Below are 25,867 nucleotides of genomic sequence, written 5' to 3' on the forward strand. Positions count from 1 at the left end.
CTCAGGGGGCGATCTTGTCCAGGCGAGCAGACAATGAGCGCGAGGGAAGCCGGAGCGTGGTGGCGCGGCTGAGGGCCGCCTGCCCCTCGGTCGAACGCCGGTCCCGGAGGGTGCTCAGGTGATGTCGGACGAGAGAGCCGAACGCATAGCGGATTTCATCGGGCCACTGATCGGGCCACTACGGGTGGAACCGGGGTCGAAGGTACGTCTGGCCCGGGACTTCGATCCTCGCTACAAGGCCGGTCTGAAGAAGCGGGACGGGATCGAGCTGCTGCGGACCGGGGTGTCGTTGCTGGCCGAGTACCAGGAGCGGCTGGCCGCCCAGGACACGTATGGCGTACTGCTCTGCCTCCAGGCACTCGACGCCGGAGGCAAGGACGGGACGATCCGCCACGTGATGAGCGGCGTCAATCCCCAGGGCGTACGGGTCAGCAGCTTCAAGGTGCCCTCCACCGAGGAACTCGACCACGACTACCTGTGGCGTTACGCCCAGCGGCTGCCCACCCGCGGCGAGATCGCCATCTTCAACCGCTCGCACTACGAGGAGGTTCTCGTCGTGCGAGTCCACCCCGAGAACCTCGTCCGGCAGAAGCTGCCGGGCGACACACTCGGGCCGGGCGTGTGGGACCGGCGCTACCGGGAGATCAACGACTGGGAGCGCTACCTCACGGACAACGGGTTCAAGGTGGTGAAGATCTTCCTGAACCTGTCCAAGGAGGAGCAGCGCACCCGCTTCCTGAAGCGGATCGACCTGCCGGAGAAGAACTGGAAGTTCTCCGCGGCCGACGTCCGGGAGCGGCGCCGGTGGGACGACTACCAGCACGCGTTCTCCGACATGCTGTCGGCCACGAGTACGAAGTGGGCGCCGTGGTACGTCGTGCCGGCGGACCGGAAGTGGTTCGCGCGGATCTGTGCGGCGGCGGTCCTCGCGCACGCCCTGATGGACATCGATCCTCAGTACCCCGAGGTGGGGGAAGAGGCGCGGAACGAGCTGCTCGTCACCAAACGGGAGTTGGAGCAGGAAGCCCCGGCCGGGGCCCCGGCCGATCCGTACGCCTCCCGGCATCCGTCGGCCGCTCAAGCCACCGGCCGGCCGACGAAGAAGAACGCGAAGGCGAAGAAGACGACGAAGAAGCAGCACGGCTAGGGGACCTGCCGGATCGGCGGACGACCGGCCCGGACGCATCCGCGGCCACGGATCGGAGGCAGAACGATGACGGTGCGGTCGGATTCCGTGGGAGAACAGCCTCGGGCTTCGGGGGACAGCTGGTGCACGCACGCTCCCGAGGAGGTCTTAGCGGCGTTCGGCGTCGATCCCGCGGGCGGTCTCTCCGCGGGACGGGCCGCGCAGCTCCTGAGCGCGCACGGCCCGAACTCGCTGCCCGAGGAAAGGCGAATTCCGGCCTGGCACCGGTTCCTGAGGCAGTACCGCAGTTACATGCAGATCGTCCTCGTGGCGGCGGCGGTCGTCTCACTGCTCATCGAGCAGTGGACCACCGGGATCCTGCTGATCGTCCTGACCCTGCTGAACGCGGTCGTGGGCCTGCGTCAGGAGGGCAAGGCCGAGAGCGCGATGAACGCGCTGCAGTCGATGATGAAGGCCACGGCGCGGGTGCGCAGGGACGGGACGGAGTCCGAGATCCCCTCCGAACACCTGGTCGTCGGCGACATCGTGCTCATCGCCGCCGGGGACCAGGTGGCGGCGGACGGACGCATCATCGAGGCCAGTGCCCTGCAGATCGACGAGTCGGCGCTCACCGGCGAGAGCGTTCCCGTCTCGAAAGACGCCCGCACGCTGCCGGGCCTGGGACCGGCACCCGCCGACCAGACGAACATGGCGTTCATGAACACCCCGGTCACCCACGGCAGCGGCGTACTCGTCGTGACCGCGACCGGCGCCGGAACCGAAGTCGGCAAGATCTCCGGGATGCTGTCGGCCACCGAGAAGGAGGTACCGCCGCTCACCAAGGAGCTCGACGCCCTGACCCTGTGGATCACGGGGGCGGCGGGCCTGACCATGATCGTGATGTTCGCCCTGGGACGGCAACGGGACCAGGCCTGGGACGTTCTGTTCGTCAGCGCGGTCTCGCTGGCCATCGCCGCCATCCCCGAGGCCCTGCCGACCGTGACCCAGGCGATCCTGTCCGTCGGCAGCCTCAACCTGGCGAAGTGGAACGCCATCGTCAAGGAACTGCCGTCGGTCGAGACCCTGGCGTTCACGTCGGCGATCAACTCGGACAAGACCGGCACCCTGACGATGAACCAGATGACCGCCGTCGAAGTCGTCAGTCCCACCGACCGCTACACCGTCTCGGGCACGGGCTACGGACTCGAGGGGAAGATCCATCATGCCGCGGGGTCCGCCACGGGCATCGAGGACGCGATCCTGCCGTATGTGGTGGCCAGCGACGCGAAGCTGGTGGACGGCAAGGTGGTGGGTGATCCCACCGAGGGCGCGCTGCTGGTGCTCGGGCACAAGGCCGGGCTGGACATCGACGCCACCAGGGAGAGCCTTCCCCGGCTCGCCACGCTGCCGTTCGACCCGGGCTACAAGCTGATGGCCACCTTCCACTCGGCGGTCGACGCCTCCGGGCGGCAGGTCGTCCGATGCTTCGTGAAAGGCGCGGTCCCGGCGGTGGTGGCGCGGGCCGCCACCGCGCTCGCGGCGGGCGAGACCATCCCGTGGGACGCCGGACTGGCCGCACGTGCCGAGGAGCAGACCGAACGGATGGGCGGCGAGGGTCGCCGTGTGATGGCCGCGGCCACCCGTGACCTGGACCCGGCCGGCTTCGATCCGGACGGCGACCTCCTCGCGTACGTCACCGAGCTGCGGATGACCAGTCTCGTCGGCATGGTCGATCCGCCCCGCGAGGACGCCAGGGCCGCCATCGCCGGCGCCCGGGCGGGGCACATCCGGGTCCGCATGGTGACCGGTGACGACGTCACCACCGGTGCGGCGATCGCGCGGCAGCTCGGCATTCCCGGCGAGGCGGTCCTCGGCACCGATTTCGCCGCCATGAGCGAGGACGAGCAACTCGCCCGTATCGACGGCATCGGTGTGGTGGGGCGCGTCGCGCCGGAGCACAAGGTGCTGCTCGCCGACACGCTCAAGAAGAAGGGCGATGTCGTGGCGATGACCGGGGACGGCGTCAACGACGCGCCCGCCATCAAGGCCGCCGACATCGGCATCGCCATGGGCAGCGGCACGGATGTGGCGAAGAACGCCGGACGCATGATCCTCTCCGACGACAAGTTCGCCACCATCGTCTACGCCGTGGAGCAGGGCAGGAGGATCTACGACAACCTCACCAAGTACATCCGATTCGTCCTGCTCCTGCTGGTCACCTTCGTACTGACCTTTCTCGGCGCCACCGTCTTCAACATCGCCGCCGGTGAACCCTTCACCCCGCCGCAGGTGCTGTGGATCCACTTCGTGGTCAACGCCTCCTTCGGCTTCGCGCTCGGCTTCGACCGGGAGAGCCCCGGGCTCATGCGACGCAGGCCGCGCCCCCGAGGGGAGTCGGTGCTCACCCGGCCCGTACTGGTCACGGTCGGAATCGGCGGGCTGGCGATCACCGTCGTGCTGCTCGGACTGATCAAGCTCGGTCAGGCCCACTTCGAGAGCGTCGAGATCGGTCGGTCGATCGCGTTCACCGCCTTCGCCCTCTGTCTGATCGTGGCCGCGTTCGAGTGCCGCAGCGAGACGGATTCGGTGCTGACGACGTCCACCTTCGACAGCAAGCAGATGAACTGGGTGGCACTGGCCCAGTTCGCCCTCGCGGTGCTGGTGACCCAGCTGGACGGCTTCCGCCGCATCCTCGGGACGACGCAGATCAACGCGCGGCAGTTCGGCTGGGCGCTGCTGGCCGCCGTCGCACTCCTGCTCCTGTGGGAACTGGGCAAGCTCCTGGCCCGTCGGTCACGAGGCACCTGACGCGCCGCGCTGGGGGGCGGTGGCGACAAGGGCGGTACTACTTCTGATGGTCCCGTCCCTCCGGGCGGGAAGGCGGCCACTTGTCGAGTGTCTCGTCCGGCGCGAGCCGGGAGAGTGCCTCCCTCAGGCGCCCGCAGGCCTCTTCGATCTCTTGGAGGGTGCGCTTCTGCTCGGTGATGACCGCCGAAAGCAGCAGGGCCGTCAGTGACACGGTGCCGTTGAAGGCCTGCAGGATGACCATCTTGGCGAGGAGATCCTGACCGGCGAACGGCCCCGCACCGGCGGCACCCGCGTCGATCGCGATCACGGAAGCGATCAGCACACAGGGTGCGGCGCCGACCAGCTGGAAACGGAAGGCTGCCCAGATCAGGAAGGGGACGACGAGAAAGAGAAGGGCGACCGTGCTGTGCGTGGCCAGCACGCTGACCGCGGCCGTGCCACCGAGCAGGGCGATCGCCTCGACCCAGCGCAGGACAGGTGCGCCGCGTGGCCATCGGACGGTGCGCGCGGCCAGCAGCAACGGCGCGATGACCAGGACCCCCATCGCGTCGCCCGTCCACCACACCGACCAGGTCGGCCAGAAAGCATGGGCCGGCAGCGCACCGGAGGCCACCAGGGCCGCCGTACCGACCGTCGCGCTGATCACCATCCCGCTCAGGGCCCCGAGGAAGACCAGCGCCAGCGCGTCCTGCAACCGGTCGAGTGCGGTACGGAACCCCACACGCCGCAGGAGGAGGTAGGCGCAGACCGGGGCGAGGGTGTTGCCGGCCGCGATGGCGAGCACGGGGAGGATCGACGGCCCGAGCAGCACGTTCACCACGAACGCTCCGAGAGCGATTCCTGGCCACATGCGAAGGCCCCAGAGCATCAGGACGACGACGGCGACGCCGGTGGGCGGCCAGAGCGGCGTGACCTGCCCTCGTACCAGTTGCTGCTCCAGACCGATCTTGGCACTGACGTAGTAGGCGGCCGCGACGGCAGCCAGTTGCAGGCCCTTGACGGTGTACCGCCGGAGCCGCTCGCCGCTCGCCGCATCGCTCATCCTCGCCCACCACAGCGGTCACACCGGGCGAAGCGTGCCGCACCGGGGTCGTATCTGCCACGCCTGCCGCTCATCTTTCGCCCTGCCGCTGTTCCTGGGGCCCTCCGGGACACCACTCGTCCCGGAGCCCTCCGTAACGGAGGACGAGGACCGCGGCGTCGTCGCTGTGGCCGGTGAGATCCGCCACCTTGATCACCTGCGCGGCCAGCTCGTCGGGGTCGGTGCGACAGGCGCCGTTGACCAGGCCGGCCACCTGGTCGAGGCCTTGGTCGATCGGATAGCTGGGGCCTTCCACCACGCCGTCGGTGAGCAGCACGAAGGCGCCCACGCCGGTGAGCGGTCGGCGGGTCGACGGGTAGCTCTCGCCGGCCTGGATGCCCAGGGGCAGACCGCCGTCGTTCAGGACGATGTCGCAGCAGCCGTCCGCCATGGCCCAGACGGCGGGGATGTGCCCGGCGCGGGCGTCGGCGAGCTCGCTCGTGACCGGGTCGAAGCGCAGGAACGAGCAGGTCACGAACAGCCCGTAATCCATGGCGACGAGCAGGTCGTTGGTGCGCCGGAGCACTTCCGCCGGGTCCGTGGTGGCGGTGGCGACGGCGCGCAGGCAGGTGCGCACCTGCCCCATGAGAGCCGCGGCCTCGACATCGTGGCCCTGTACATCTCCGATCACGAATCCCACCGAGCCGTCCGGCATGAGGAAGCCGTCGTACCAGTCGCCTCCTATGTCCAGGCCGTCCCGTGCAGGTGCGTACCGTCCCGCCACGTGGAGGTATGGCAGGACCGGCAACTCGGCGGCGAGGACCTGGCGCTGCAGCGCGGCAGCCAGTTCCACGCGGGCCTGCTGGACCTTGATCCGGTCCAGTATCCGGCCGGTGAGATCACCGAGCGTGTTCAGCAGCTCTGCGGTCCCACTGGACGAATCGGTGCGGCGGCGAGGCATGGCATCACACTTCAGTTTTTTCCGCATTTGCGCCGTAGGTCACGATTTCACGGTACCCCTGTTACAGGCAGCGCATCCTCCCGGCGCACGCCGCGCGGTCACTGCCACGACCAGCCAAAACGGAGCACCGCGGTCAGCGCACGGTGTCCTTCACCGAGGGGCTGTACGCGGCGGCGGAGGTGGCCGGGACCACGGTGCCGAAGGAGGCGGCGGCGATCTGCTGGACGTAGCGGATCTCGGTGCCGTCGAGGGTGGTCGGGTTGACGGAGTAGATGATCTTGCGGGAGAGGTCGCGGGTGGCGAACACGCCGCCGGTCCAGCCGGGGCGGGAACCGGTCTTGCCCCAGACCACGACACCGTTGGAGGCGGTCACCCTCATGATGCCCATGGTCATGCAGGCCCGCCCTGCGTCGGCCTCGGTGCGGCACTGGCTGCTGTGGAAGCTGGGGACGTCGGGGACGGTGAAGAGCTCGGCCTGCTGGGCCGACGGGAGGAAGCGGCCACGGAAGAGGGCGGTCATGAAACGGTCGAGGTCGGCGGGGGTGGAGATCATGCCGCCCTCGGCCCAGGGCCAGGGACTCTGCTCAGTGACGTCCACCGGGTGCGTGGTGCCGTCCGGGGACATGACCGTCAGGTAGCCGTGGGAGTGCGGGCCGGGCAGGCGGGGGTCGTCTGCGTCGGGGACGTAGGTGTCGCGCAGTCCGAGGGGCCGGGTGATACGGGATCGCACCTCGTGGGCGAAGGTGTGCCCGGTGATCTTCTCCACGAGCAGGCCGGCGACGTAGTAGTTCATCCCGTTGTACTGCTGCGCGGTGCCCGGCGCGAACTGCATCGGCTGGCCCGCCATCAGGTCGACCACCTGCCGCGGGGTGAAGCTCTTGAGGCGGTTGGCGGCGAACCACTCGGGGCTGCCGTCGCCGAAGTCCGGACTCGTGACGCCGCGCGGCAGGCCACTGGTGTGGTTGAGCAGCTGACCGACCTCGACGGGCGGCAGGTCGGCGGGCAGGACACCCGGCAGGTACTGCTGAACGGGCTTGTCCAGGTCGATCCGGTGCTCGGCGGCGAGCTGGAGGACGACGGTGGCGGTGAAGACCTTGGAGATGCTGCCGATCCGGATGTGGGCGCCGGGCGGGACGCCCCGATCGGTCTCCAGGTCGCCCACGCCCGAGGTGCCCGACCAGTGGCCCGCGCTGCCGGTGATCCGCAGCAGCGCGCCGGTGACATCCGCGTTCGGCAGGCCACCGATGGCCGCCTGGAGCTTTACCGGATCGAGCCCGGGCAACGGCGCGCCGGTCGCGGCGACGGTGGCGGGCGCTGGTGCCGGGGTGACGGCAGCGGCGGGAGCAGCCGTACCCGCGGCCAGGGCGACCAGCACAGCGCCGGACGCGGCCACGGTGGACCAACGGGTGCGGGCGGCAGAGGAGTTCACAGTGAGGCTCTCCAGAGTGACGGCGACCGGGCCGGCGGACGAACGGCCCGGTCACGAGTCTCTTCCGCCCCGGCACCCCGGCTCATCAGGGAACGCCCCTGAGCGAACCCTGACCACACCCCGACGACTGACTGCGGGTCAGGAGAGGCCGAGGCCGCCGGCCACCTCGGCGACGGTGTCACCGATCGGCGTGGTGGGGAGGCCGGTCACGGACCGGCCACCGGGCAACCGGCCCCGGGCGGTGCTCAGTTCGGGAGAAGTTGCTGGCCGCCGTCGACGTCGTACGTCGCGCCGGTGAGCGCGTCGTTGCACATGATGTGTACGGCGAGGGCCGCGACGTCGGCCGGGCCGACCACCCGTCGGATGGGAAGCGTGGTCCGCAGTTCCTCGCGCCGTGCATCGAGCCGGTCCCCCAGCAGCGAGGCCGACAGGGGTGTGTCGACGAATCCGGCGGCGATGAGATTCACCCGGACCGGCGCCATCTCGAGGGCCAGATTGGCCACGAGGGCAGGCAGAGCCGCGGTGGCGGCCGACGCCACGGCCATGCCGACACCGGGGCGTCGGCCGCCGGTGCCTCCGATGAACAACAGGGTGCCACCGGCGCGGATCTTGTCACGGCTGTAGAGGGCGACCCCGAGGACCAGGGCGATGCGCTCGTCGAAGGCGCGGCGGGCGTCGGCGAGGTCCATGCTCTCCAACGGCATGTAGTAGGGGCCGCCTGCTGTGACCAGTACATGGTCGACCGGTCCGGCCAGATCCTGGAAGAACCGCTGGAGGCGGTCGGTGTCGGTCGCGTCGAACGCGGCCGTGCCGACGGGTTCCAGCTCCAGCGCGGCCTTCCGCAGCCGTTCGGGGTTACGGCCGACCAGGACCAACCGGCCGCCGTCCGCGCGTATCTGGCGGGCGGCCTCGAGTCCGATTCCCGCGCTGGCGCCGATGACCACGACCGTCCGGTCGGCGAGGTCGGACCGGCGGTGGGTGCCGGGAACACCGGGTGCGGCGGTCATGAGGAGGGTCCGTCGTCGAGAACGGTCGCGCCATGGCTGTGGCCATAGTTGCTGTCTGCCATCCCTGCCTCCGGATATCGGCCTGGTTCTGCGGTCGCGGGCACGTGGTGTCAGCGGGCACGTGGTGTCAGCGGCCGGGGGCCGGCTTCCTGGGCGTAGGCCAACACGATGACTTCGAGTTCCAGGTCCACGCGGATGTCCTTCTCCTCGACGGACTCAGCTGCCTGATGAGGCGTCAAGGGTGATGTGGAAGGTGAGGTTCCGTACCGCCTCCCCGGCGGGGACGGTGTGGACGTAACCCCGCGCCGAACTGAAGGCACCCGAACCGCCGGTGACGGCGACGTCGATGGAGCGGGCCGGCGGCAGCCGGAGCAGCGCCTGCGAGGTGATCTGCCCCTTCGGCAGAGCGAAGGTGCCGACGCATTGGAGTTCGCTCGGATCGAGGTGGACGTAGACGCACAGCACGCTGTGGTCGCCGATCTTCTGGTCGCCGCGGTACAGGTCCTCGGTGATGACGAGCTCGTCACCCCGGCTGAGCCCGTCCTTGCCCAGGTCGATGGATTCGGACTGGGTCTGCTTGGCGACCAACTGGAATGTCTGCGTGCGCTGTTGGGTGTCCGGACGGCTGGGCGGGGTCGATGTCGCGGCCGACGCCGGCGGGGCGACGACGAGGGCGGCGGCCAGGCCCGCGACCGCACTCAGGCAGCGCTGACTGATCCTGCGCATGGTGGGTCTCCCACAGGGGGCGGATATGTGCCCTTCCTTCCCAACGTACCGGTTCGTACGTCCCCTCGCGCGACGTCGCCCACGGGATCACCCGCAGCGCCTTCCGCAGCGAGGCGCACAGCGGGGCGGCGTTCGCTACGAGGCTCGCCAGCCGGGTTCGAGGCGGTCGAGGAGGACACGGAAGGCCGCGTCGGCCTCGTCCCAGTCGCCGTCGACGAGGGGTCCGACGACGAGACCGAAGCACGCGTCGACCAGGAGGACGGCCTCCGTGCGCGCTCGCGCCTCGGGCAGGCCCATGTCGCGGAAGACGGAGGTGAGCAGGCCCGTCCACTCGGCGAGCGTGTCGCGCATGACGGGTCCGTACCGGTCGGGGTGGAGCAGACCGCTGACCATGATCTCGAGATAGAGGGGGAGCGTGACACGCACGTCGGGGTCGGCGAACTGCCGCCAGACCTCCTCCATGAAGCGGCGGACCCACGCCGGGTCCCTGGGAGCGTCACCGGCGTCGAGCAGGCTCCGGACACGCAGGAGCGGTCGCCGCTCGTCCACGGCGAGCGCCTCGGCGACCATGCGTTCCTTGGTGCCGAAGTAGTACAGGAGCATGCGGTCGCTGGTGCCCAGGGCCCGGGCCAGCGGGCGGAGGGACAGGTCCGCCAGGCCATTGCCGATCATGTACTCGCGGACCTGGTCCAGCAGGTCGCGTCGTTTGGCCGGGTCGGGTGGGCGCGGCATGAGGGCTCCCGGTGCGGTCGGGGTTGAAATGTTCTTTTTATTGATTTTTGCCAAGGTATTTACTGTAGCGCCCGCTACGCGTATATTGAAAATGTAGCGAACGCTACGCGAATGCGGGGCCGGCCACACCCTGCCCGGTCAGCGGCGCACTTCCGCCGCGGCGAACACGGCCGCCGACGCTTCAGAAGGGACTGGTTCTCCATGGCCTTCCAGGCCGTCGGCCTCACCGCGACCCCGCGCAGGGGACTCCTTGCCCGGCTTTGCCGCCGCCGACAGGAAGAGTCGGGGCGGAAGACCGCACTCGCCTCATGGATCGCCCGGCAGCAGGCTCTCTGGGCGCGCACGCTGGCACCCGTACGCCCCTTTGACGCGCCGCGCGGCTGTGCCACCGACTGGGACGCCTCCTGGCCCCTGCCGCGGGAGCTGACCTCGGTCCGCCGGGGCCGACGCCTGGTGACCGCGCAACTGGGCGACTGGGGTCTGCAGGACCTGGCCGACACGGCCGAGCTCCTGGTCAGCGAACTGGTCACCAACGCCCTGTGTCACACGCGCGGCCCGCTGCGGCTCAATCTGCAGGTGCGCGACTCCCGCCTGCGGTGCGAGGTCGAGGACACCGACCCCACCGCGCCCGTACGGCGTGTCGTCGACGCCGACGCGGAAGGCGGGCGCGGCATCGACCTGCTCGATCTGCTCGCCGAGGCCTGGGGCAGCACCAGTACCGCCACCGGCAAGACCATGTGGTTCCAACTGCCGGCGGAGACATCCTCGCCGCAGGAGTCACCCGCCTCCGACTGAGCCGGCGCGCGGCGCCGGCCGTCGGTCAGGCGGTCGCGACCGCGCGCATCCCCCTCAGGCGGTCGCGACCGCCCGCGTCTCCCTCTTACGGGCGCGGTAGGCCGCGGCCTTGATCTTGTTGCCGCAGGATTCCATGCCGCACCACTGCCGACGCATGCCTCGCGAGCGGTCGACATAGATCCGGGTGCACTCCGGGTTGCCGCACTCCTTGAGCAGCGGCACATCCGGTCCGCTCAGCAGCTCGACGGCGAGCCGCGCCACGGTCGACAGTGCTTCCTCCGGGGTCGCCGCCGTCCACCGGCCCGCCGGGGTGAGCTGCGGTGCCGCCGGGGCGTTCCGGGCCGCGGCGTTCAGCACGGCCAGGGCCTCGTCGTCGTACGCGTCGCCCAGCCGGCGGGCGGTGACCAGCGTGTAGACGGCCTCCCGTACCGCCGTCGCCCGCCCGACGTCGGAGTCCTGGCTCCCGGAGACGGAGTCGACGACTCCGGACTCCAGGTACCAGGCGTCGAGACGGTCCGGCGAGGCGAACATCTCGAACCGTAGCGAGCGGCGGGCGCGGAGTGTCGCGGCGAAGTCGAGGGCCGGGTTTCCGCAGACGAAGACGTGATCCAGATTCACATCACCATCTTGACAGGTGATGCGCGAGGCCGGAACATCTGGGCATCATCACCAGTTGAGTAGGTGACTGGTCGATGTCGACGGCCGGGGTGCACCTACCGAAGCGAGGTACGCGAGATGACACGGACAGAGCGGACGCAGACGGCCCCCGACGCCGCGGAGGCGGCACGCCGGGCGCGGTTCGGCACGCTGCCTGAGCGCGTTCGGGTCGAGGACACGGTCGAGGAGCGGCCCGCCACGGTGCCCGACCCGGCGCGAGACGCGTACAGCGCGGACGAGTGGCTCGTCCGTTACTGCCTGTGAACAGAAAGGAGTCCGGGATGACGACGAGAACACCACAGGTCCTCAAAGCGCTGACAGCGATCCTGGCGGTGCTGGTGATCGGCTTCGGCTGCTTCACCCAGGTCTTCTGACCACGCAGGATTCCCCATGCTCCCCCAAGTGCCGCGTGTCCGGTGATCCGTTACGCTGACCGCCGCTGACCTCAGGGGGAGACATGTTCGGCAAGCGGCTGCTGGTGGCCGGAGCGACCGCGATTCTCATAGCCGGGCTGGGCGCGTGCGGCGGGGGTGGGGGCGGCGCACGCGGCGTGGACCCGGGAGCCGTGACCGACGCCGGTCAGGGCGGTGCGGGCACCGCCCAGGAGGCCTCGCCGAGCCCGGACACCGTCTCCGGACTCAAGGACGCGGTCCGCCACCTCGCCGCGAGGACCACCAGGGCCACCCGCCCGCACCTGGTCAGGAAGTGCACGTCCGCCACTCGGCAGGTCAGGCACACGCAGCGCACGGGCACGGGCACGCACAGGACGACCCGCACCTGGTACACCACGGAGCGGTACCAGAGCTGCAAGAAGGTCCGCGCGGGCACCGAGACGTACACGCGAACCGTTCGCTCGCAGCGGTGGTGCGTGCGCCTGGACGACGTCGAGGGCGACACCGCCAGGGACGACGTCTGGTACCAGGTCACCCCGGCCACCTACACCGAAGCCCGCGGCGCGGACGAGCGCGCCCGCCTGGAGTTCACCCCGGCCGGCACCGGCTGCTGACCACCCGCTGAAGCGGATGACGCCCCGGCCGTGATCCCGGGCGCCGTATCCACGCCCCCCACCCCGCCGGACAGCCCGGTTCCGGGGCGGCGGCGTCATGTTCTGAACCGTTAACTGTAAAGAACCTTGACAGACAATTGGTCTAGTCCAACCATGGTCCCTGTTCGCCCTTGGTCATGGAGAGCTCTCCGGCGTGTACCGACCGGTGGACATCGCACGAACCTTTCCGGATTCCCGCTGTCCCACCTGCTCTTCCTTCACCATGGGAGCGTCAATGAGACGATCTGGGCCACTTCGCGCGCTGCTGTCCGGCGCCACCGCGACCGCTCTCGCAGCCGGGCTGGTCGCGCTCGGCGGAGGCGGCGCGCTCGCCGCGGAGCGAGCACCCTCGCACACCGCGCGGCACATGCCCGCGCATGTGATGGCGCCGTACTTCGAGGCGTGGACGGGCGAGAGCCCCGCCGCGCTCGCCGCCGAGTCGGGCAACAAGTACCTCACGATGGCCTTTCTCCAGACGGCCGCGGCGGGCTCGTGCACCGCGTACTGGAACGGCGCCTCCACCCAGCCGATCGCCAGGGCGACCTTCGGCAGGGACATCGCCGCGATCCAGGCGCGCGGCGGCAACGTCATCCCGTCCTTCGGCGGCTACAGCGCCGACACCACCGGCACCGAACTCGCCGACAGCTGCACCGATGTCGACGCCATCGCCTCGGTCTACGAAAGCCTCGTCAAGACCTACGGCGTCACCCGGATCGACCTCGACATCGAGGCCGACTCCATCAACAACACCGCCGGGATCGACCGCCGCAACAAGGCCATCGCCAAGGTGGAGCGCTGGGCCGAACGGACCGGCCACAGCGTGCAGTTCTCCTACACCTTGCCGACCACCGCCACCGGCCTCGCACCCAACGGCGTGGCGCTGCTGCGAAACGCCGTCGACAACGGCGCGCGCGTGGACGTCGTCAACATCATGACGTTCGACTACTGGGACGGCGCCACCCACGACATGGCGGCCGACACCAGGACCGCCGCTTCCGGGCTGCACGACCAACTCGCCGCGCTCTACCCGAAGAAGAACCCGGCGAAGCTCTGGCACATGATCGGCGTCACCGAGATGCCCGGCATCGACGACTACGGGCCGGAGGAGACCTTCACCCCGCAGGACGCGGTGAAGGTGGAGAACTGGGCGGTCGCCAAGGGCATCGACACGCTCTCCTTCTGGGCCCTCCAGCGTGACAACGGCGGCTGCGTGGGCACGGCCGGCGCCAACTCCTGCTCCGGCATCGCCCAGGACACCTGGACCTTCAGCCACATCTTCGAGCGGTTCGCGCGGGGCATCCGCGCCGACGTCGGCACCGGCACCGGCACCGACTAGAGGTCCGTCCCGTCCCCCATGGCGTCTCGCCCCGCGCGAAACCCCCAGGTCGGGGACCTGGGGGTTCGTCGACGCGCGGCCGGTGGGCGGACGGTGCGCCAGAACCGCGCGGCGCGCGCAGACCTCAGTGACTGACCTTGGCGCAGGTGAGCGTCGTCTTCCCGTGGGCCGTCCTGACGACGAACTTGCTTCCGCTCAGACCGTCGACGTCGAACCTTTCCGTGTGGTCCGTCGAGACGGTGCCCGTGCTGGAGCGCAGGTCGCGCGGGACGCGGCGCCTGGCGCGGTGGCGGGCGAGGCGTGGGCGGCGACCGCGGGGCCCAGCCCGAGTGCGGGGACGGCCACGAACGTGAGTGCCGTCGCATGGCGGCTCGTGGAGAACCGTCGCCGGAATGGCGGGATGATGGTCGGCATGCGCATCCGTATCGACGCCGTCGACCTGCCCGGCCGCACCTGTCCGGCCCCCGTCGGCAGCGGTGCGCCGACGTACGGCAACATCCACGTGGCCGTACAACGCCGGGACCGTCCGGCCGAACTCCTCGAACCGCAGCCCGGCGACGCCGCGTCCGCGACCTGGACCCTGGAGTGCACCGCGCTCGCCTCGGCGACCGGCACGGACGTCAAAGGGCCCTACGTGCAGGACCGTCTGGGCCGCCGGTTCATCTACCTGTCGTGGGGCACGGTCGACGAGTCGGGCGTCTTCAGCATGTTCCGGCGCGCCAAGCTCATGCTCGACGTCGTCCCCGCCGACGTGCTCGCGGCCGCCGCGCGTGAGGGCCTGCTGGTCGGGCGCCTCGGGCTGACCGACGCTCACGGCAACCCCCTGTGCGCGCGGGTCGAACCCCCGCGCATCACGTGGACCGCCGAGACATGGACCGAGGAGCCCGCCTCGTAGACATCCAGGGGTGCGGCCCGGTCAATCAGGCCGCAGGGCACGCCTGTCGAGGACGCTCAGCGGGTCGCGGTGCCCTCGTCGACCGGGCGGGCCGACACGGCCTCGGGCGCGCTCTCGGACCGGGGCGCGGCGGAGGGCACGGTGGAGGGTGCGGAGCCGTCGTGCTTCATGGCGCTGGTCTCGCTCTTGAGGATGCGCATCGACTTGCCCAGCGCGCGGGCGGTGTCGGGCAGCTTCTTCGAGCCGAACAGCACGATGATCACGATCGCCACGATCAGCAGGTGCCAGGGTTCCAGTCCGTTGCGGAGCATCCCGCCCACCTCTTCCCTTCACTGTTGCTACGTTGCGCAACTTTACAACCATCGGGCGGTGCCGAGCGTCCCCTACGTATGAGTCGGACGGATGAGAGCACACGTGTGACGACCAGCGACCAGGCGCGGCCGCCGCGCCGCAGACGGGGCCCTCTGCGGATCGCCCTCGTCGTGGCCCTGTCCCTGCTCCTGCTCGGCACGGCCGGACTCGGCTGGATCTATCTGAAGCTGAACGGCAACATCGACACGTTCGGCGCCGACGGTCTCTCCAAGGACCGCCCGGCCGGTTCGACGAAGGGCGAGAACGTCCTCGTCATCGGCTCGGACGCGCGCACGGACGGAAACAGCGCGCTGGGCGGCGGCGACAAGGGCGACATCGGCCGCTCCGACACCGCGTTCCTGCTGCACGTCTACGCCGACCACCGGCACGCCGTCGCCGTCTCGATCCCCCGCGACACACTGGTCACCCTCCCCCCGTGCAAGCTCCCGGACGGGAAGTGGACCAGGGCGCGGCCGAACACGATGTTCAACGAGGCGTACTCCGTGGGGCAGACGGCCAAGGGCAATCCGGCCTGCACCCAGAACACGGTCGAGAAGCTGACCGGCCTGCGCGTGGACCACACCGTCGTCATCGACTTCAAGGGCTTCGCGGCACTGACGCGGGTCGTCGGCGGGGTGAAGGTGTGCCTCCCGCAGGACGTGTACGAGAAGGACCTCAACCCCAACCGCGTCACCCGGGGCGGACTGCTCTTCAGGAAGGGTGAGCAGAACCTCTCCGGGCAGCGGGCGCTGGACTACGTCCGCATCCGGCACGGCATCGGCGACGGCTCCGACATCGGCCGCATCAAACGCCAACAGGCCTTCGTCGCCAGCCTGGTGAAGAAGGTGAAGAGCGACGGGCTCACCGCCACCGGACTGCTGCCGCTCGCCGACGCCGCGACGAAGTCGCTGACCGTCGATCCGGGGCTGGGTACGGCCAAGCGGCTGATCTCGTTCGCGATGTCCCTGAAGAACATCGACCTGCACGACACCAAGTTCGCGACCATCCCGTGGCGTTACCAGGGGGAGCGGGTCGCGATCGTCCAGCCTGACGCCGATCAGCTGTGGGCCGCGCTCAAGGCCGACCGCACCCTCGACGGCACCGACGCCGGTGGCAAGAAGGGCGAACAGGGCGGGCCGACCGCCACCGCGGCCACCTCGCCCCACGCCGCCGTGGAGGTCTCGGGGGACGGTATCGACGTCGCCGTCTACAACGGCACCACCACGCGCGGCCTGGCCTCGCGCGCCGCGACGGCCCTCACCGAGCACGGCTTCACCGTCACCCGTACCGCGAACGCGGTCGACCGGGACCGCGCCGACACGGTGATCGAGTACGGCGCGGGCCTGCGGACCCGGGCCCAGACGGTCGCCCGGCTCTTTCCCGGCGCCGAACTGAACTCCGTGCCGGGCGCGGGCGTCGACGTCGTCCTGGGCCGGACCTACGCCGCCGGGGGCAGCACGTCGGCCCCGGCCTCACGCGCGTCCACGCCCACCGCCCTGCCCACTTCGGTGGCGCGCGACGCGCGCTCCGCCGACGACGACGTGTGTTCCAACCTGTCCTACGGATAGACCGCGTCCGCCGGAGCCGGAGTGGTCCCGGACGGAGTGGTCCCGGACGAAGGAGTGGTGGACGAAGGCGTGACGGACGAGGGGGCGGCGGGTGAAGCAGTGGCGGGTGAAGGAGTGGCACGGGGAGGGGCGACGTGCGAAGGGGTGGCCTGCGGGGTGTTGGCCGCCCGCACGATGACGTAGAGGGCCAGGGCGAGGACCAGCAGAGTGACCCACCGCCACCGCGTCCAGGATGCGGCCATGTCCCGCCTTCTCTCTTCCGCCCGTTCACCGGTGCGCCGAGGCGAAGCGCTGGAGGGAAGAGTAAGCCCGCGTCACCCTCCGTCGTGGCTGCGCTCGCCGTGCGCCCCTTGATCACTGTGGGAGATCATGCCGTCGTCCTCGGAGCGACGGCGTTCGTAGCGTGACCGGGCGGCCACCAGCCCCACCGCGTACAGGCCGAGGACCGCGGCGAGCAGCAGGTAGTAGAGGGCGGGCAGTGCGGTCATGCCCAGCGGCGGGCCGAGCGGGGAGAGTGGCAGCGCGAGGCCGGCGGCGGTGAGGGCGGTCGCGCCCCAGCCGACGGGACCCGGTTTCCGTCGGCCCTCGGCGCCCCGGCGGCCGAGCCGCAGCAGGAGCATCACCAGGGCCTGGGTGAGCAGGTTCTCGGTGAACCAGCCGGAGTGGAACACGGACTCGTCGTTCGCCGTCCCCGGCCCGTGCACGGCGAGCGCGAGGACGCCGAAGGTCGCGAGGTCGGCGACGGCGTTCAGCAGGCCGAAGCCGGTGATGAAGCCCAGCAGGTCGCGCGAGCGCAGCACGGTGGGGCGCTTCAGGGTGCCCGGCGCGGGGCGGTCGTAGGCGAAGGCGAGCTGGGCCGCGTCGAAGCACATGTTCTGCACGAGGACCTGCGTCGGCAGCATCGGCAGGAAGGGCAGCAGGATGCCCGCCGCGAGCATCGCGATCACGTTGCCGAGATTGGAGGAGAGGGTGACCCGCAGATAGGTGCCGATGTTGCCGCTGGAGTAGCGGCCCGCGGTGATCGCGTGCGAGATCGCGGTGAGGTCCTTGTCGGCCAGCACCACGTCGGCGCTCTCCCGGGCCAGGTCCGTGGCGTCGCGCGGGCAGATCCCGACGTCCGCGGCGTGCAGCGCGGGCAGGTCGTTGACGCCGTCGCCGAGGTAGCCGGTGGCATGTCCGCGTTCGCGCAGTGCGACGGTGATACGCGCCTTGTGCTCGGGCGTGCAGCGGGCGAAGACGGTGGTGCGGTCGGCGAGTTCGCCGAGTTCGGTGTCCGTGAGACCGTCGAGGTCGGCGGCGGTGCGTACCTCCCCGGGGTCGAGGCCCAGGTCGCGGCAGGCGCGGGCGGCCGTGCCCGGGTGGTCCCCGGTCAGTACCCGTACGGCGACGCCCCGGTCGGCGAGCACCCGCAGCGCGTCGGCCGCGCTCGGCACCAGTGCGTCCCGCAGCGTGACGAACCCCTCGAAGGTCAGGCCGCGTTCGTCGGCCGGGGTGTAGTCGCGGTGGCGGGCGGGGCGTACGGCGGTGGCGACCGCCAGGACACGCAGCCCGTCGTCCGTCAGCTCGTGGGCGCGGGCGAGCAGCCGTGCGCGCTCCGTCGGATCCAGCGCACAGCGCTCCAGTACGGCTTCGGCGGCGCCCTTGACCAGGAGGGTGTGGGAGCCGAGGGTGCCGGGGGTGCGTACGACGGCGGTGGTGAGGCGGCGTACGGGATCGAAGGGCAGCGCCGCGATCCCGTCGTACGCCGTCAGGTCGTCCTCGTCGGCCGTGTGCAGGAGCGCCTCGTCGAGGGCGTCGGGTGCCGGCAGGTCGGCGAGTTGCAGTGTCCACCAGGCGGCCGCGGCCGCCTGGCGCAGTACTTCGGGCGCGTCCTTGCCGTCCGCGTCCAGCGCGCGGTCGACGACCGGCCGGTCCTGGGTGAGGGTGCCGGTCTTGTCCACGCAGAGCACGTCGATGGCGCCGAGGTCGTGGAGCGCGGGCAGCCGCTTGACGATCACTCCGTGCGTACGGGCCAGCAGCGACGCCCCGCGGGCCAGGCAGGTCGTGATGATGACCGGCAGCATCTCCGGAGTCATCCCGACCGCCACCGCGACGGCGAACGGCAGGGTCTCCAGGCCCCGCCCGCGCAGGGCCGCGCCCGCCATCAGGACCAGCGGCGGGGTGAGCAGCATGAACCGGATGAGGATCCAGGAGATGCCGTGCACGGACCGGTCGAAGGCGCTCGCCTCCCGCCGCCCCGGGTCCCGGTGGCCCTCGGCGAACCGCGTGTGCGCGCCGGTCGCCACGACCACGGCGGTGCCGCTGCCGGAGGCGACACTGCTGCCCTGGAAGCACAGCTGCGGTTGTTCGAACAGCTCACCCGCCGTGGGGCCCGGCGCGTCGACCGGGTACTTGGCGACCGGCGCCGACTCTCCGGTGAGCGCCGCCTGGTACACGGTCAGCCCACCGGCCCGCAGCAGCCGTACGTCGGCGGGGACCAGGTCGCCGGGACCGAGCAGGATCACATCCCCCGGCACCAGCTGGTCGACCGGGAGGTCACGGTCGGTGGGCACCGCGTCCGCGTCGGTCCTGCGCAGCACGGTGGCGGTGCTGGCCACCAGGTCGCGCAGCGCCGCCATCGAACGGTCGGCCCGGTGCTCACCGGACGACCGCAGCACACAACTGACCACGACCAGTACGGTGATCACGCTCGCGGTGCCCCAGGAGGCCACGAGCGCCGAGACCAGGCCGAGGCAGAGCAGTACGGCGGTGAACGGATCCCGCAGACTGCGCAGGAACCGCTCGGACCAGGGAACGGGCCGCCGGGCCGGCAGAGTGTTCTCCCCGAACCGGGCGAGGCGTTCGTCGGCCTGCGTCTGCGTCAGCCCCCGTGGGCCGCTGTCCAGCCGCCGGAGCAGCTGGAGCGCGGTCGGCTCGCCGTGTTCCTCCCCGCCCGAAGTTCGTTGAAGGAGCCGGGGTTTCTCCGCCGCCGGGCCGTCCGCGGAGGCGGAGCGCTCGGCGCCCCCTCCCGCCGTCGCGGACGTCTCAGCCACCGATCCCGCGCAGCCTGCGTACGGGTGCCGATGCCTCCTCGGCCCGTGCGGCCAGCTGTCCGACCATCACGCGCACCACGGTCACGACATCGGGATCGTCGACGTAGTAGACCTGTCGGCGGCCTTCGCGCCGGGAGCGGACGAGGCCCGCGAGCTTCAGCTTCGACAGGTGCTGGCTGACGGCGGGCAGAGCGCCGCCGACACGCTCCGCGAGGTGGGTCACGTCGCTCTCGCCCTGCGCGAGGGCCCACATGATGTGCAGCCGGGGCGAGGAGGCCAGCAGTCCGAACGCGGCGGCCGCGTCCGCCAGCACCTCGGCGGGCGGATCGTCGAAGCCACCGGCGTATGCCGTCACAGTCTCTTCTCCCGTCCCGCCCCGGGCATCCGTGCCCGCGTCCGCGCCGACCCAGTTTAGGCGCCCGTCCCCAGGGCGCCGCCGCCGAACCGGCAGCTGCTCACGGTGCCGAGTCCTTGGTTCCGGTGGCTGAGCGGTAGGCCTGGGTGGGGGTCATGGCGACGCCGTCGAGACTGACGGTCCTGTAGGGGCTGACCTTGGCGCAGGTCTTGGACTGGTCGGCGGTCTCGGCGTGGGCGTTGGCGGTGGCGGTCTTGGTGTCGGCGGGGGCGGGGTAGGCGGTGCCGCTGGTCCAGTCGGTGCCGATGACCAGGGTCAGACCGGTGCCCGTGGCGTCGCTCTGCTTGAGGTGGGAGGACGACAGGCCCAGGGCCTTGGCGGCGGTCTGGGCCTCGGCCTTGTGCCCGCTGCCGTAGGTGAGGGTGGTCGTGGACGTGGTGCCGGCGGCATTGCCGGTGGTGGTGGCGGAACTGAAGCCCTTGTCGAGCAGGGCGGTGGCGACGGCCGAGGCCCGGCCGGTGACGGTGGTGCCGTTCTCCACGGTGACCGCGATCTGCGCGGCGGGGACCGCGGAGGCGGAGGCCGGGGCTTTGGCTGTCGCGGAGGCCGCGGCGGTCTTGTCGCCCGACGAGTTGGTCAGGGACTGGTCGTTCGCGATGGTGGCGAACAGGCTCTGGGCCGTGGCGGCGGGCACGAGCCGGTTGCTGTCGCCCGGGTCCGGCGCCGTCTGCATGGTGGTGAAGGTGATGCGCTTCGCCGGGACCTTGTCCACGTCGGCGGCGAGCCCCATCAGCTTTCTGATGCTGCCCAGACCGGTGTCGACGGTGAGGGCCTTGGTCGCGGCGTCGGCCAGCCGGTAGACGGCGGTGGGGTCGGTGAGGGTGCCGGCGCTCTTGAACTTGCGGATCATCGAGCTGAGGAAGAGGTGCTGGGAGTAGGTGCGCCCCAGGTCGCTGCCGTCGCCGAAGCCGTGCCGGGAGCGGACGAACTCCAGGGCCGCCACGCCCTTGAGGGTGTGTGTGCCCTCAGCGAGTTTCAGGTGGGAGTAGGTGTCGTAGACGTCCTTGTCGACGCAGGCCGACACCCCGCCCACCGCGTCGGACATCTTCACCACGCCGGAGAAGTCGAGCTTGACGAAGTGGTCGATGGGGATGCCGGTGAGCCGGTGGACGGTGGCCACCTGGCAGGCCGGCCCGTACTGCAGGGCGCTGTTGACCATGCCGGTGTAGCCGTTCGTGGAGACGCCGGTCTCGGAGTCCTTGCAGGCGGGGACGGTGGTCACGGTGTCGCGGGGGATGCTCATCACGGTGGCGTTGGAGCGGTCGGCGGATATGTGCATCACCATCTCCACGTCCGCGTTGGACCCGGACTGCACACCGGTCTGTGAACAGCCGCCGCCGAGCTTGCAGTCGCTCGCGTTGGTACGGCCGTCGCTGCCCATCACCAGGAGGTTGATCGGGGTCCTGCCGAAGGAGTCGGCCTTCTCCTTGCCCGCGCTGTCGCCCGAGCCGTCGGTCAACGGAACGCTGTGGAGATTGCCGTTCAGATGCTCGTAGAACCACCACCCCACCCCCGCGGTGGCCAGGACCAGCACCGACAGCGATATCGCGGCCGTCCGCAGGATCCGCCTGCCCCGGCCCACGGGCCGGGCCCGGCGCCCCGCGCCGGCCTTGGGACGCGCGCGGGATCCCGTGCGGGAGGGCGCGGAACGGGAGGACGCATGACCGGAGGCCGCGGAACCCGAGGTCGCGGAACCCGAGGTGCGGCGCTGCCGGGGCAGCCCGCGTGCGTGGCTGCGTGTGGCGTTGCCGGCGGGGGCGTCCCCAGGGTCAGTCATGTTCGCACTCCCACGACGGTCGGGCCGTTCAGGCATACGTCAGGCGTTGCGGGGACGCCTCACTTGCACGGTTGCGCAATATAACAACCCGGCCTGAGATCCGGCGCGGCTCCCACCCACCACCCCTAGAGAGGGCTCCGGACGCGCGGGCGTTCCGACGTCCCGAGTCATCGGTCGTCACAGCGGTCCCGACTCATGACCGAGATGTGGTGAAGTCGTGGTGAGCAGGGGGGTCCGGGCCCGCTATGTTCGGTGCGATCATCCGAGATGCGGAGCCGGTGTGCAGAAGACTGATGAACGGGCCGTGGGTGCGGACGAACCGTCCACGGCGGCGGCGGACGTGGCCGTCGCGGTCCCCGCGGCGAGGGCGAGTGCCAGCGGTCCCCGGCGCGACTGGCCCCGCCACTGGCCCCTTCTGCTCGGAGCGTGCGCGCTGTCCGGGCCCGCGCTCTACGTCCTCAGCCGGTGGATGGAACAACCGGCCATGCAGGCCTGGCGGACCGTCGCTCTCGCCGTCACCGTGCAGGCGCTGCCGTTCCTGCTGCTCGGCACGGCGCTGTCCGGCGCGATCAACGCGTTCGTGCCGGCCCGGGTGTTCACCCGGCTGCTGCCCCGGCGGCCCGCGCTCGCCGTCCCGGTCGCCGGAGTCGCCGGAGTCGTCCTGCCCGGCTGCGAATGCGCGTCGGTGCCGGTTGCCAACAGCCTGATCGGCCGGGGTGTCACCCCGGCCGCCGCGTTCGCGTTCCTGCTCTCGGCGCCCGCCATCAACCCGGTCGTACTGACCGCCACCGCCATCGCCTTCCCCGGCCACCCCGAGATGGTCCTGGCCCGGCTGCTCGCCTCGCTCGCCACCGCCGCCGTGATGGGCTGGCTGTGGCTCTTCCTGGGCCGCGACAAATGGCTCAAGCCTGTCGTACGGCACACCGGGCACCAGCCCGAGCAGAGCCGCCTGCGGGAGTTCCGGCGCGGCTTCCAGCACGACTTCCTGCACGCGGGCGGCTTCCTGGTCCTCGGGGCCATGGCGGCGGCGACGTTCAACGTGGCGGTCCCGCGCACCGTGCTCGACGCGTTCTCCGGCTCTCCCTGGCTGTCGGTGCTGTTCCTGGCCGCGCTCGCCATCCTGCTCGCGGTGTGCTCCGAGGCCGACGCGTTCGTCGCGGCCTCGCTCACCGGCTTCTCGCCCGTCGCCCGGCTGGCGTTCATGGTCGTCGGGCCGATGGTCGACCTGAAACTGATCGCCCTTCAGGCGGGCACCTTCGGCCGGGCCTTCGCGGTCCGTTTCTCCACGGCCACGACGGTCGTCGCGATCCTGTGCAGCGCGCTCATCGGAGGAGTCCTGCTGTGAAACGCCCCCTCCAGGTGACCCTGCTCGTCCTCAGCGGCCTCGGCCTGCTGCACGCCTCGCTCTTCACCGACCTGAGCCTCAGGTTCGTCAAGGAGGGGATGCGTCCGATGCTGGTCGCGTCGGGGGTGCTGCTGCTCGTGCTGGGCGTGGCGGAGGCGTGGTCGAGCCAGAAGCCGGGCAGCGGCGACGCCGCCGACAGCCACGGTCACGACCAAGACAAAGACAAAGACCACGGCCACGGCCACGGCCATGAACAAGACCACGGCCACAGCCACGACCACTCCACCGTGCCCCGTATCGCCTGGCTGCTGTTCCTCCCCGCGCTGAGTCTGCTCTTCTACGCCCCGCCGGCCCTCGGCGCGTACACCGCCGCGCGCGAGGCGCCCAAGGCCGTCACGGAGCAGAGGTACTTCGATCCGCTGCCCGCGACCTCGCCGGTCCCGCTGACGCTCACCCAGTTCACCAGCCGCGTGCAGCAGGACCACAAGCGGGACATCGGCGGCCGTAGCGTCCGGATGACCGGCTTCGTCACGCCCGACAAGGGGGCCGACGGCTGGTACCTGACCAGGATCATCTTCACCTGCTGCGCGGCGGACGCCCAGTCCGTGAAGGTGCGGATCCACGGGGCAGCGGCGCTGCCCGCCGACACCTGGGTGACCGTCACCGGGACGTGGCACCCCGGCGGAACTCTGGGCACGAGTTCCGCCCCGGCCGCGCTGGACGCCCGTACCGTCAAGAAGGTCGCCAAGCCGGTGAACGCGTACACGGACGCCCTCCCGCTGTTCTAGGCCGGCCGTCCCGCTACGCCGGCCGTACCAGGCCCACGTCATACGCGAAGATCACCGCCTGGACCCGGTCCCGTACGCCGATCTTGGCGAGGACGCGGCTGACGTGGGACTTGACGGTGGACTCCGCGAGGGACAGGCGGTCGGCGATCTCGGCGTTGCTCCAGCCGGAGGCGATGGCGGTGAGGACCTCGCGTTCGCGGTCGGTGAGGGCGTCGAGCCGGCGCTCCTGCTCGGGGGTGTGCCCCGGGCGCCGCTCGGTGTAGGCGTCGATGAGTTTGCGGGTCAGGCCGGGGGCGATCACGGCGTCCCCGGCGGCCACCGCACGGATTCCGGCGACGAGTTCGTCGGGCAGCGCGTCCTTGAGGAGAAAGCCGCTGGCCCCGGCGCGCAGCGCGGCGTAGGCGTACTCGTCGAGGTCGAAGGTGGTCAGGACGAGGACGCGGGAGCGGCCGCCGGACTCCACGATGTGACGGGTGGCCTCGATGCCGTCCATGCCGGGCATCCGGACGTCCATCAGGACGACGTCGGGGCGCAGTTCGGCGGTCGAACGGACCGCCTCGGCGCCGTGGGTGGCCTCGCCGACCACGGTCAGGTCGGGGTGCTGTTCCAGGAGCATGCTGAAGCCGAGGCGTTGCAGGGCCTGGTCGTCGACGATGAGCACGGTGGTCATGCCGGATGGTTCTCCGTGGGAGCGGTGGTGGGGATCAGGAGGGCGCGAACGGTCCAGCCGCCGCGGGTGTTCGGGCCCGCGGTGACGGTCCCCTGGTAGAGGGCGGCCCGCTCGCGCATGCCGACCAGACCGCGTGCGTCGTCCCGGGCGCCGTCGGCGCGCGGGGTGCGGGGCGGGCCGGTGTCGTCGACGGTGAGGCGGACGCGTTCGCGGTCCACGGTGACGCCGACCTGCGCGGTGGTGTCGGGCGCGGCGTGCTTGAGCGTGTTGGTCAGCGCCTCCTGAACGATGCGGTAGACGGCGAGTTGGATACCGGGGGCGAGGCCCGTCAGGTCGCCCTCGGTGTCCAGGGTGACAGTGAGGCCGGCGGCCCGGACCCGTTCCAGGAGGGCGGCGAGGTCGGCGAGGCCCGGTTGGGGGGCGAGCGGGGTGCCGCCCGGTTCGTCGTTCCCGTCCCCTTCCTCACCGATGACGGCGAGCAGGCGGCGGAGTTCACCGAGGGCGCCGCGTCCGCTGTCGGCGATGATCCGCAGGGTGTCGGCGCCGCGCTTGGGGGACTTCTCGGCGAGCCCGGCGGCGCCACCGGCCAGGCCGACGATGACGGCGAGGGTGTGGCCGAGGATGTCGTGCATCTCCCGGGCGACACGGGCGCGTTCGGCGGCGGCGGCGAGCCGGGACCGTTGGTCGCGCTCCACCTCCAGGCGGACGGCGCGTTCGCGCAGGGCCCCGATGTACGCGTTCACGACCCGGCCGACCAGGCCCGCCGCGGCGACGGCCGCCACGAGGGCCGCCTGCACGATCGCCAGCACGGCGGTCTCCAGGAACGAGCTGTCCGGCTGGCCGGCGGCGCGGACCACGACCCCTACGGATGTCTGCGCGACGGCGATCGCCATACAGACCACCAACTGGGCGGGCCCGACCGTGCGGCCCACGTTGAGCAGCGCGACGATCCGCGCGGCCTCGGAGCCCGTGCTGACGTCCATGGCGAGGCCCACCGCGCCGACCGCGGAGGTGAGGGCGAAGACCAGGACAGGGCGCTGCTGCCGCCACAGCAGGGGAAAGCAGAATCCGGCGATCACCGCCAGTACCACGAGGGGGCCGGGTGCGGCGCCGTCCGCCGCGTCCCGCAGGGCCGGGATGCCCAGCGCCGCGCAGAGGAGTGGCCCCGTCCCCCGTCTGACCCACGGATGGGCCAGGTCGGCCTGTCTCACCCGGGTGAGCCACTGCAGGACCGCGACGTCCGAGCGGTGCTGCGCCCCGCCCAGCAGTGCCTCGGGCGTGACGGGGCGCGTCGTCGGCCCGGGCGCGGTCGGTGCGGTCACGTCGTACGCCCTCTCGGTACGGGGAGCCGTCCGCCGGCCCCCCGGGGGAGTGGGGACCGGC

General features: G+C 71.1%; 24 protein-coding genes. 10 read left to right on the forward strand and 14 right to left on the reverse strand.

Translation table 11 applies throughout. The features are described from left to right. Positions 1 to 121 precede the first annotated feature (121 nt). Positions 122 to 1,147 carry a polyphosphate kinase 2 family protein gene (locus ACZ7M2_RS31410; protein WP_471598191.1) on the forward strand — a complete coding sequence of 342 codons (1,026 nt, stop codon included), beginning with the start codon at positions 122 to 124 and terminating at the stop codon, positions 1,145 to 1,147. Between the two features lie 66 nt (positions 1,148 to 1,213). Continuing rightward, entirely contained in the window at positions 1,214 to 3,934 is a 2,721-nt protein-coding gene (locus tag ACZ7M2_RS31415; protein WP_471598192.1) for a cation-translocating P-type ATPase, read from the forward strand. A 37-nt stretch (positions 3,935 to 3,971) separates the two neighbouring features. On the opposite strand, the gene ACZ7M2_RS31420 is transcribed toward ACZ7M2_RS31415, so the two are convergent. The 6 genes from ACZ7M2_RS31420 to ACZ7M2_RS31445 all read right to left on the reverse strand — a co-directional run bounded on the left by ACZ7M2_RS31420 (position 3,972) and on the right by ACZ7M2_RS31445 (position 9,810). After that, entirely contained in the window at positions 3,972 to 4,976 is a 1,005-nt protein-coding gene (locus tag ACZ7M2_RS31420; protein WP_471598193.1) for an MASE1 domain-containing protein, read from the reverse strand. A 70-nt stretch (positions 4,977 to 5,046) separates the two neighbouring features. Further along, entirely contained in the window at positions 5,047 to 5,916 is an 870-nt protein-coding gene (locus ACZ7M2_RS31425; protein WP_471598194.1) for a PP2C family protein-serine/threonine phosphatase, read from the reverse strand. 133 nt (positions 5,917 to 6,049) lie between these two features. Further along, the gene (locus tag ACZ7M2_RS31430) at positions 6,050 to 7,345 is read right to left on the reverse strand and encodes a serine hydrolase domain-containing protein (protein ID WP_471598195.1); all 1,296 of its coding nucleotides are present in this window, start codon (positions 7,343 to 7,345) and stop codon (positions 6,050 to 6,052) included. Between the two features lie 245 nt (positions 7,346 to 7,590). Further along, complete coding sequence (locus ACZ7M2_RS31435; RefSeq protein ID WP_471598196.1) at positions 7,591 to 8,352, reverse strand: SDR family oxidoreductase; 762 nt, start codon at positions 8,350 to 8,352, stop codon at positions 7,591 to 7,593. A gap of 216 nt (positions 8,353 to 8,568) precedes the next feature. Continuing rightward, positions 8,569 to 9,078 carry an allene oxide cyclase barrel-like domain-containing protein gene (locus ACZ7M2_RS31440; protein ID WP_471598197.1) on the reverse strand — a complete coding sequence of 170 codons (510 nt, stop codon included), beginning with the start codon at positions 9,076 to 9,078 and terminating at the stop codon, positions 8,569 to 8,571. Between the two features lie 135 nt (positions 9,079 to 9,213). After that, positions 9,214 to 9,810 carry a TetR/AcrR family transcriptional regulator gene (locus ACZ7M2_RS31445; protein WP_471598198.1) on the reverse strand — a complete coding sequence of 199 codons (597 nt, stop codon included), beginning with the start codon at positions 9,808 to 9,810 and terminating at the stop codon, positions 9,214 to 9,216. Between the two features lie 201 nt (positions 9,811 to 10,011). Between ACZ7M2_RS31445 and ACZ7M2_RS31450 the strand changes: the two genes are divergently transcribed. Then, positions 10,012 to 10,605, forward strand: coding sequence for an ATP-binding protein (locus ACZ7M2_RS31450; RefSeq protein WP_471598199.1), 594 nt, complete (start codon positions 10,012 to 10,014; stop codon positions 10,603 to 10,605). Between the two features lie 54 nt (positions 10,606 to 10,659). Here the strand turns inward: ACZ7M2_RS31450 and ACZ7M2_RS31455 are convergent, their stop codons facing one another. After that, a complete protein-coding gene (locus tag ACZ7M2_RS31455) occupies positions 10,660 to 11,223 on the reverse strand; it encodes a CGNR zinc finger domain-containing protein (RefSeq protein ID WP_471598200.1) in 564 nt (187 codons plus the stop codon). Between the two features lie 117 nt (positions 11,224 to 11,340). Between ACZ7M2_RS31455 and ACZ7M2_RS31460 the strand changes: the two genes are divergently transcribed. The 4 genes from ACZ7M2_RS31460 (at position 11,341) to ACZ7M2_RS31475 (ending at position 14,538) form a co-directional block, all read left to right on the forward strand. Beyond that, complete coding sequence (locus tag ACZ7M2_RS31460) at positions 11,341 to 11,526, forward strand: hypothetical protein (protein WP_352053548.1); 186 nt, start codon at positions 11,341 to 11,343, stop codon at positions 11,524 to 11,526. A 193-nt stretch (positions 11,527 to 11,719) separates the two neighbouring features. Beyond that, on the forward strand, positions 11,720 to 12,268 hold the full coding sequence (locus ACZ7M2_RS31465; RefSeq protein WP_471598201.1) for a hypothetical protein: 549 nt from the start codon (positions 11,720 to 11,722) through the stop codon (positions 12,266 to 12,268). Positions 12,269 to 12,542: 274 nt separating this feature from the next. Continuing rightward, a complete protein-coding gene (locus tag ACZ7M2_RS31470; protein WP_471598202.1) occupies positions 12,543 to 13,643 on the forward strand; it encodes a chitinase in 1,101 nt (366 codons plus the stop codon). A 412-nt stretch (positions 13,644 to 14,055) separates the two neighbouring features. Then, the gene (locus tag ACZ7M2_RS31475) at positions 14,056 to 14,538 is read left to right on the forward strand and encodes a DUF5990 family protein (protein WP_471598203.1); all 483 of its coding nucleotides are present in this window, start codon (positions 14,056 to 14,058) and stop codon (positions 14,536 to 14,538) included. Positions 14,539 to 14,594: 56 nt separating this feature from the next. On the opposite strand, the gene tatA is transcribed toward ACZ7M2_RS31475, so the two are convergent. Next, entirely contained in the window at positions 14,595 to 14,849 is a 255-nt protein-coding gene (gene tatA, locus ACZ7M2_RS31480; protein WP_471598204.1) for a Sec-independent protein translocase subunit TatA, read from the reverse strand. Between the two features lie 78 nt (positions 14,850 to 14,927). Here tatA and ACZ7M2_RS31485 point away from each other — a divergent pair, with 78 nt between their 5' ends. Beyond that, positions 14,928 to 16,457 carry an LCP family protein gene (locus tag ACZ7M2_RS31485; RefSeq protein WP_471598205.1) on the forward strand — a complete coding sequence of 510 codons (1,530 nt, stop codon included), beginning with the start codon at positions 14,928 to 14,930 and terminating at the stop codon, positions 16,455 to 16,457. Here the strand turns inward: ACZ7M2_RS31485 and ACZ7M2_RS31490 are convergent. The 4 genes from ACZ7M2_RS31490 to ACZ7M2_RS31505 form a co-directional block, all read right to left on the reverse strand. After that, a complete protein-coding gene (locus ACZ7M2_RS31490) occupies positions 16,448 to 16,699 on the reverse strand; it encodes a hypothetical protein (protein WP_471598206.1) in 252 nt (83 codons plus the stop codon). The two genes, ACZ7M2_RS31485 and ACZ7M2_RS31490, sit on opposite strands and share 10 nt — an antisense overlap. Before the next feature lie 72 nt (positions 16,700 to 16,771). Continuing rightward, complete coding sequence (mgtA, locus tag ACZ7M2_RS31495; RefSeq protein ID WP_471598207.1) at positions 16,772 to 19,489, reverse strand: magnesium-translocating P-type ATPase; 2,718 nt, start codon at positions 19,487 to 19,489, stop codon at positions 16,772 to 16,774. After that, entirely contained in the window at positions 19,482 to 19,844 is a 363-nt protein-coding gene (locus ACZ7M2_RS31500; protein WP_054231278.1) for an ArsR/SmtB family transcription factor, read from the reverse strand. Before ACZ7M2_RS31500 ends, mgtA begins: the two co-directional genes overlap by 8 nt. 100 nt (positions 19,845 to 19,944) lie before the next feature. Next, a complete protein-coding gene (locus tag ACZ7M2_RS31505) occupies positions 19,945 to 21,681 on the reverse strand; it encodes an LCP family protein (RefSeq protein ID WP_471598208.1) in 1,737 nt (578 codons plus the stop codon). Positions 21,682 to 21,961: 280 nt separating this feature from the next. Between ACZ7M2_RS31505 and ACZ7M2_RS31510 the strand changes: the two genes are divergently transcribed. Both ACZ7M2_RS31510 and ACZ7M2_RS31515 read left to right on the forward strand, forming a co-directional pair. Continuing rightward, positions 21,962 to 23,026 carry a permease gene (locus ACZ7M2_RS31510; RefSeq protein ID WP_471598209.1) on the forward strand — a complete coding sequence of 355 codons (1,065 nt, stop codon included), beginning with the start codon at positions 21,962 to 21,964 and terminating at the stop codon, positions 23,024 to 23,026. Further along, entirely contained in the window at positions 23,023 to 23,814 is a 792-nt protein-coding gene (locus ACZ7M2_RS31515; protein ID WP_471598210.1) for a TIGR03943 family putative permease subunit, read from the forward strand. The genes ACZ7M2_RS31510 and ACZ7M2_RS31515 overlap by 4 nt, the downstream gene beginning before the upstream one ends. Positions 23,815 to 23,827: 13 nt before the next feature. Here the strand turns inward: ACZ7M2_RS31515 and ACZ7M2_RS31520 are convergent, their stop codons facing one another. Continuing rightward, a complete protein-coding gene (locus ACZ7M2_RS31520) occupies positions 23,828 to 24,484 on the reverse strand; it encodes a response regulator transcription factor (protein ID WP_352053537.1) in 657 nt (218 codons plus the stop codon). Then, a complete protein-coding gene (locus ACZ7M2_RS31525; RefSeq protein WP_471598211.1) occupies positions 24,481 to 25,806 on the reverse strand; it encodes a sensor histidine kinase in 1,326 nt (441 codons plus the stop codon). Before ACZ7M2_RS31525 ends, ACZ7M2_RS31520 begins: the two co-directional genes overlap by 4 nt. Positions 25,807 to 25,867 lie beyond the last annotated feature (61 nt).

The organism is Streptomyces sp. NPDC111507 (genome assembly GCF_055638955.1).

Excerpts from the sequence above, each read along its gene's own strand:
- ACZ7M2_RS31410 (WP_471598191.1), top strand. The coding sequence starts at position 122 with ATGTCGGACGAGAGAGCCGAACGCATAGCGGATTTCATCGGGCCACTG.
- ACZ7M2_RS31415 (WP_471598192.1), top strand. The coding sequence starts at position 1,214 with ATGACGGTGCGGTCGGATTCCGTGGGAGAACAGCCTCGGGCTTCGGGG.
- ACZ7M2_RS31420 (WP_471598193.1), bottom strand. The coding sequence starts at position 4,976 with ATGAGCGATGCGGCGAGCGGCGAGCGGCTCCGGCGGTACACCGTCAAG.
- ACZ7M2_RS31425 (WP_471598194.1), bottom strand. The coding sequence starts at position 5,916 with ATGCCTCGCCGCCGCACCGATTCGTCCAGTGGGACCGCAGAGCTGCTG.
- ACZ7M2_RS31435 (WP_471598196.1), bottom strand. The coding sequence starts at position 8,352 with ATGACCGCCGCACCCGGTGTTCCCGGCACCCACCGCCGGTCCGACCTC.
- ACZ7M2_RS31440 (WP_471598197.1), bottom strand. The coding sequence starts at position 9,078 with ATGCGCAGGATCAGTCAGCGCTGCCTGAGTGCGGTCGCGGGCCTGGCC.
- ACZ7M2_RS31445 (WP_471598198.1), bottom strand. The coding sequence starts at position 9,810 with ATGCCGCGCCCACCCGACCCGGCCAAACGACGCGACCTGCTGGACCAG.
- ACZ7M2_RS31450 (WP_471598199.1), top strand. The coding sequence starts at position 10,012 with ATGGCCTTCCAGGCCGTCGGCCTCACCGCGACCCCGCGCAGGGGACTC.
- ACZ7M2_RS31460 (WP_352053548.1), top strand. The coding sequence starts at position 11,341 with ATGACACGGACAGAGCGGACGCAGACGGCCCCCGACGCCGCGGAGGCG.
- ACZ7M2_RS31465 (WP_471598201.1), top strand. The coding sequence starts at position 11,720 with ATGTTCGGCAAGCGGCTGCTGGTGGCCGGAGCGACCGCGATTCTCATA.
- ACZ7M2_RS31470 (WP_471598202.1), top strand. The coding sequence starts at position 12,543 with ATGAGACGATCTGGGCCACTTCGCGCGCTGCTGTCCGGCGCCACCGCG.
- ACZ7M2_RS31475 (WP_471598203.1), top strand. The coding sequence starts at position 14,056 with ATGCGCATCCGTATCGACGCCGTCGACCTGCCCGGCCGCACCTGTCCG.
- tatA (WP_471598204.1), bottom strand. The coding sequence starts at position 14,849 with ATGCTCCGCAACGGACTGGAACCCTGGCACCTGCTGATCGTGGCGATC.
- ACZ7M2_RS31485 (WP_471598205.1), top strand. The coding sequence starts at position 14,928 with ATGAGTCGGACGGATGAGAGCACACGTGTGACGACCAGCGACCAGGCG.
- ACZ7M2_RS31490 (WP_471598206.1), bottom strand. The coding sequence starts at position 16,699 with ATGGCCGCATCCTGGACGCGGTGGCGGTGGGTCACTCTGCTGGTCCTC.
- ACZ7M2_RS31505 (WP_471598208.1), bottom strand. The coding sequence starts at position 21,681 with ATGACTGACCCTGGGGACGCCCCCGCCGGCAACGCCACACGCAGCCAC.
- ACZ7M2_RS31520 (WP_352053537.1), bottom strand. The coding sequence starts at position 24,484 with ATGACCACCGTGCTCATCGTCGACGACCAGGCCCTGCAACGCCTCGGC.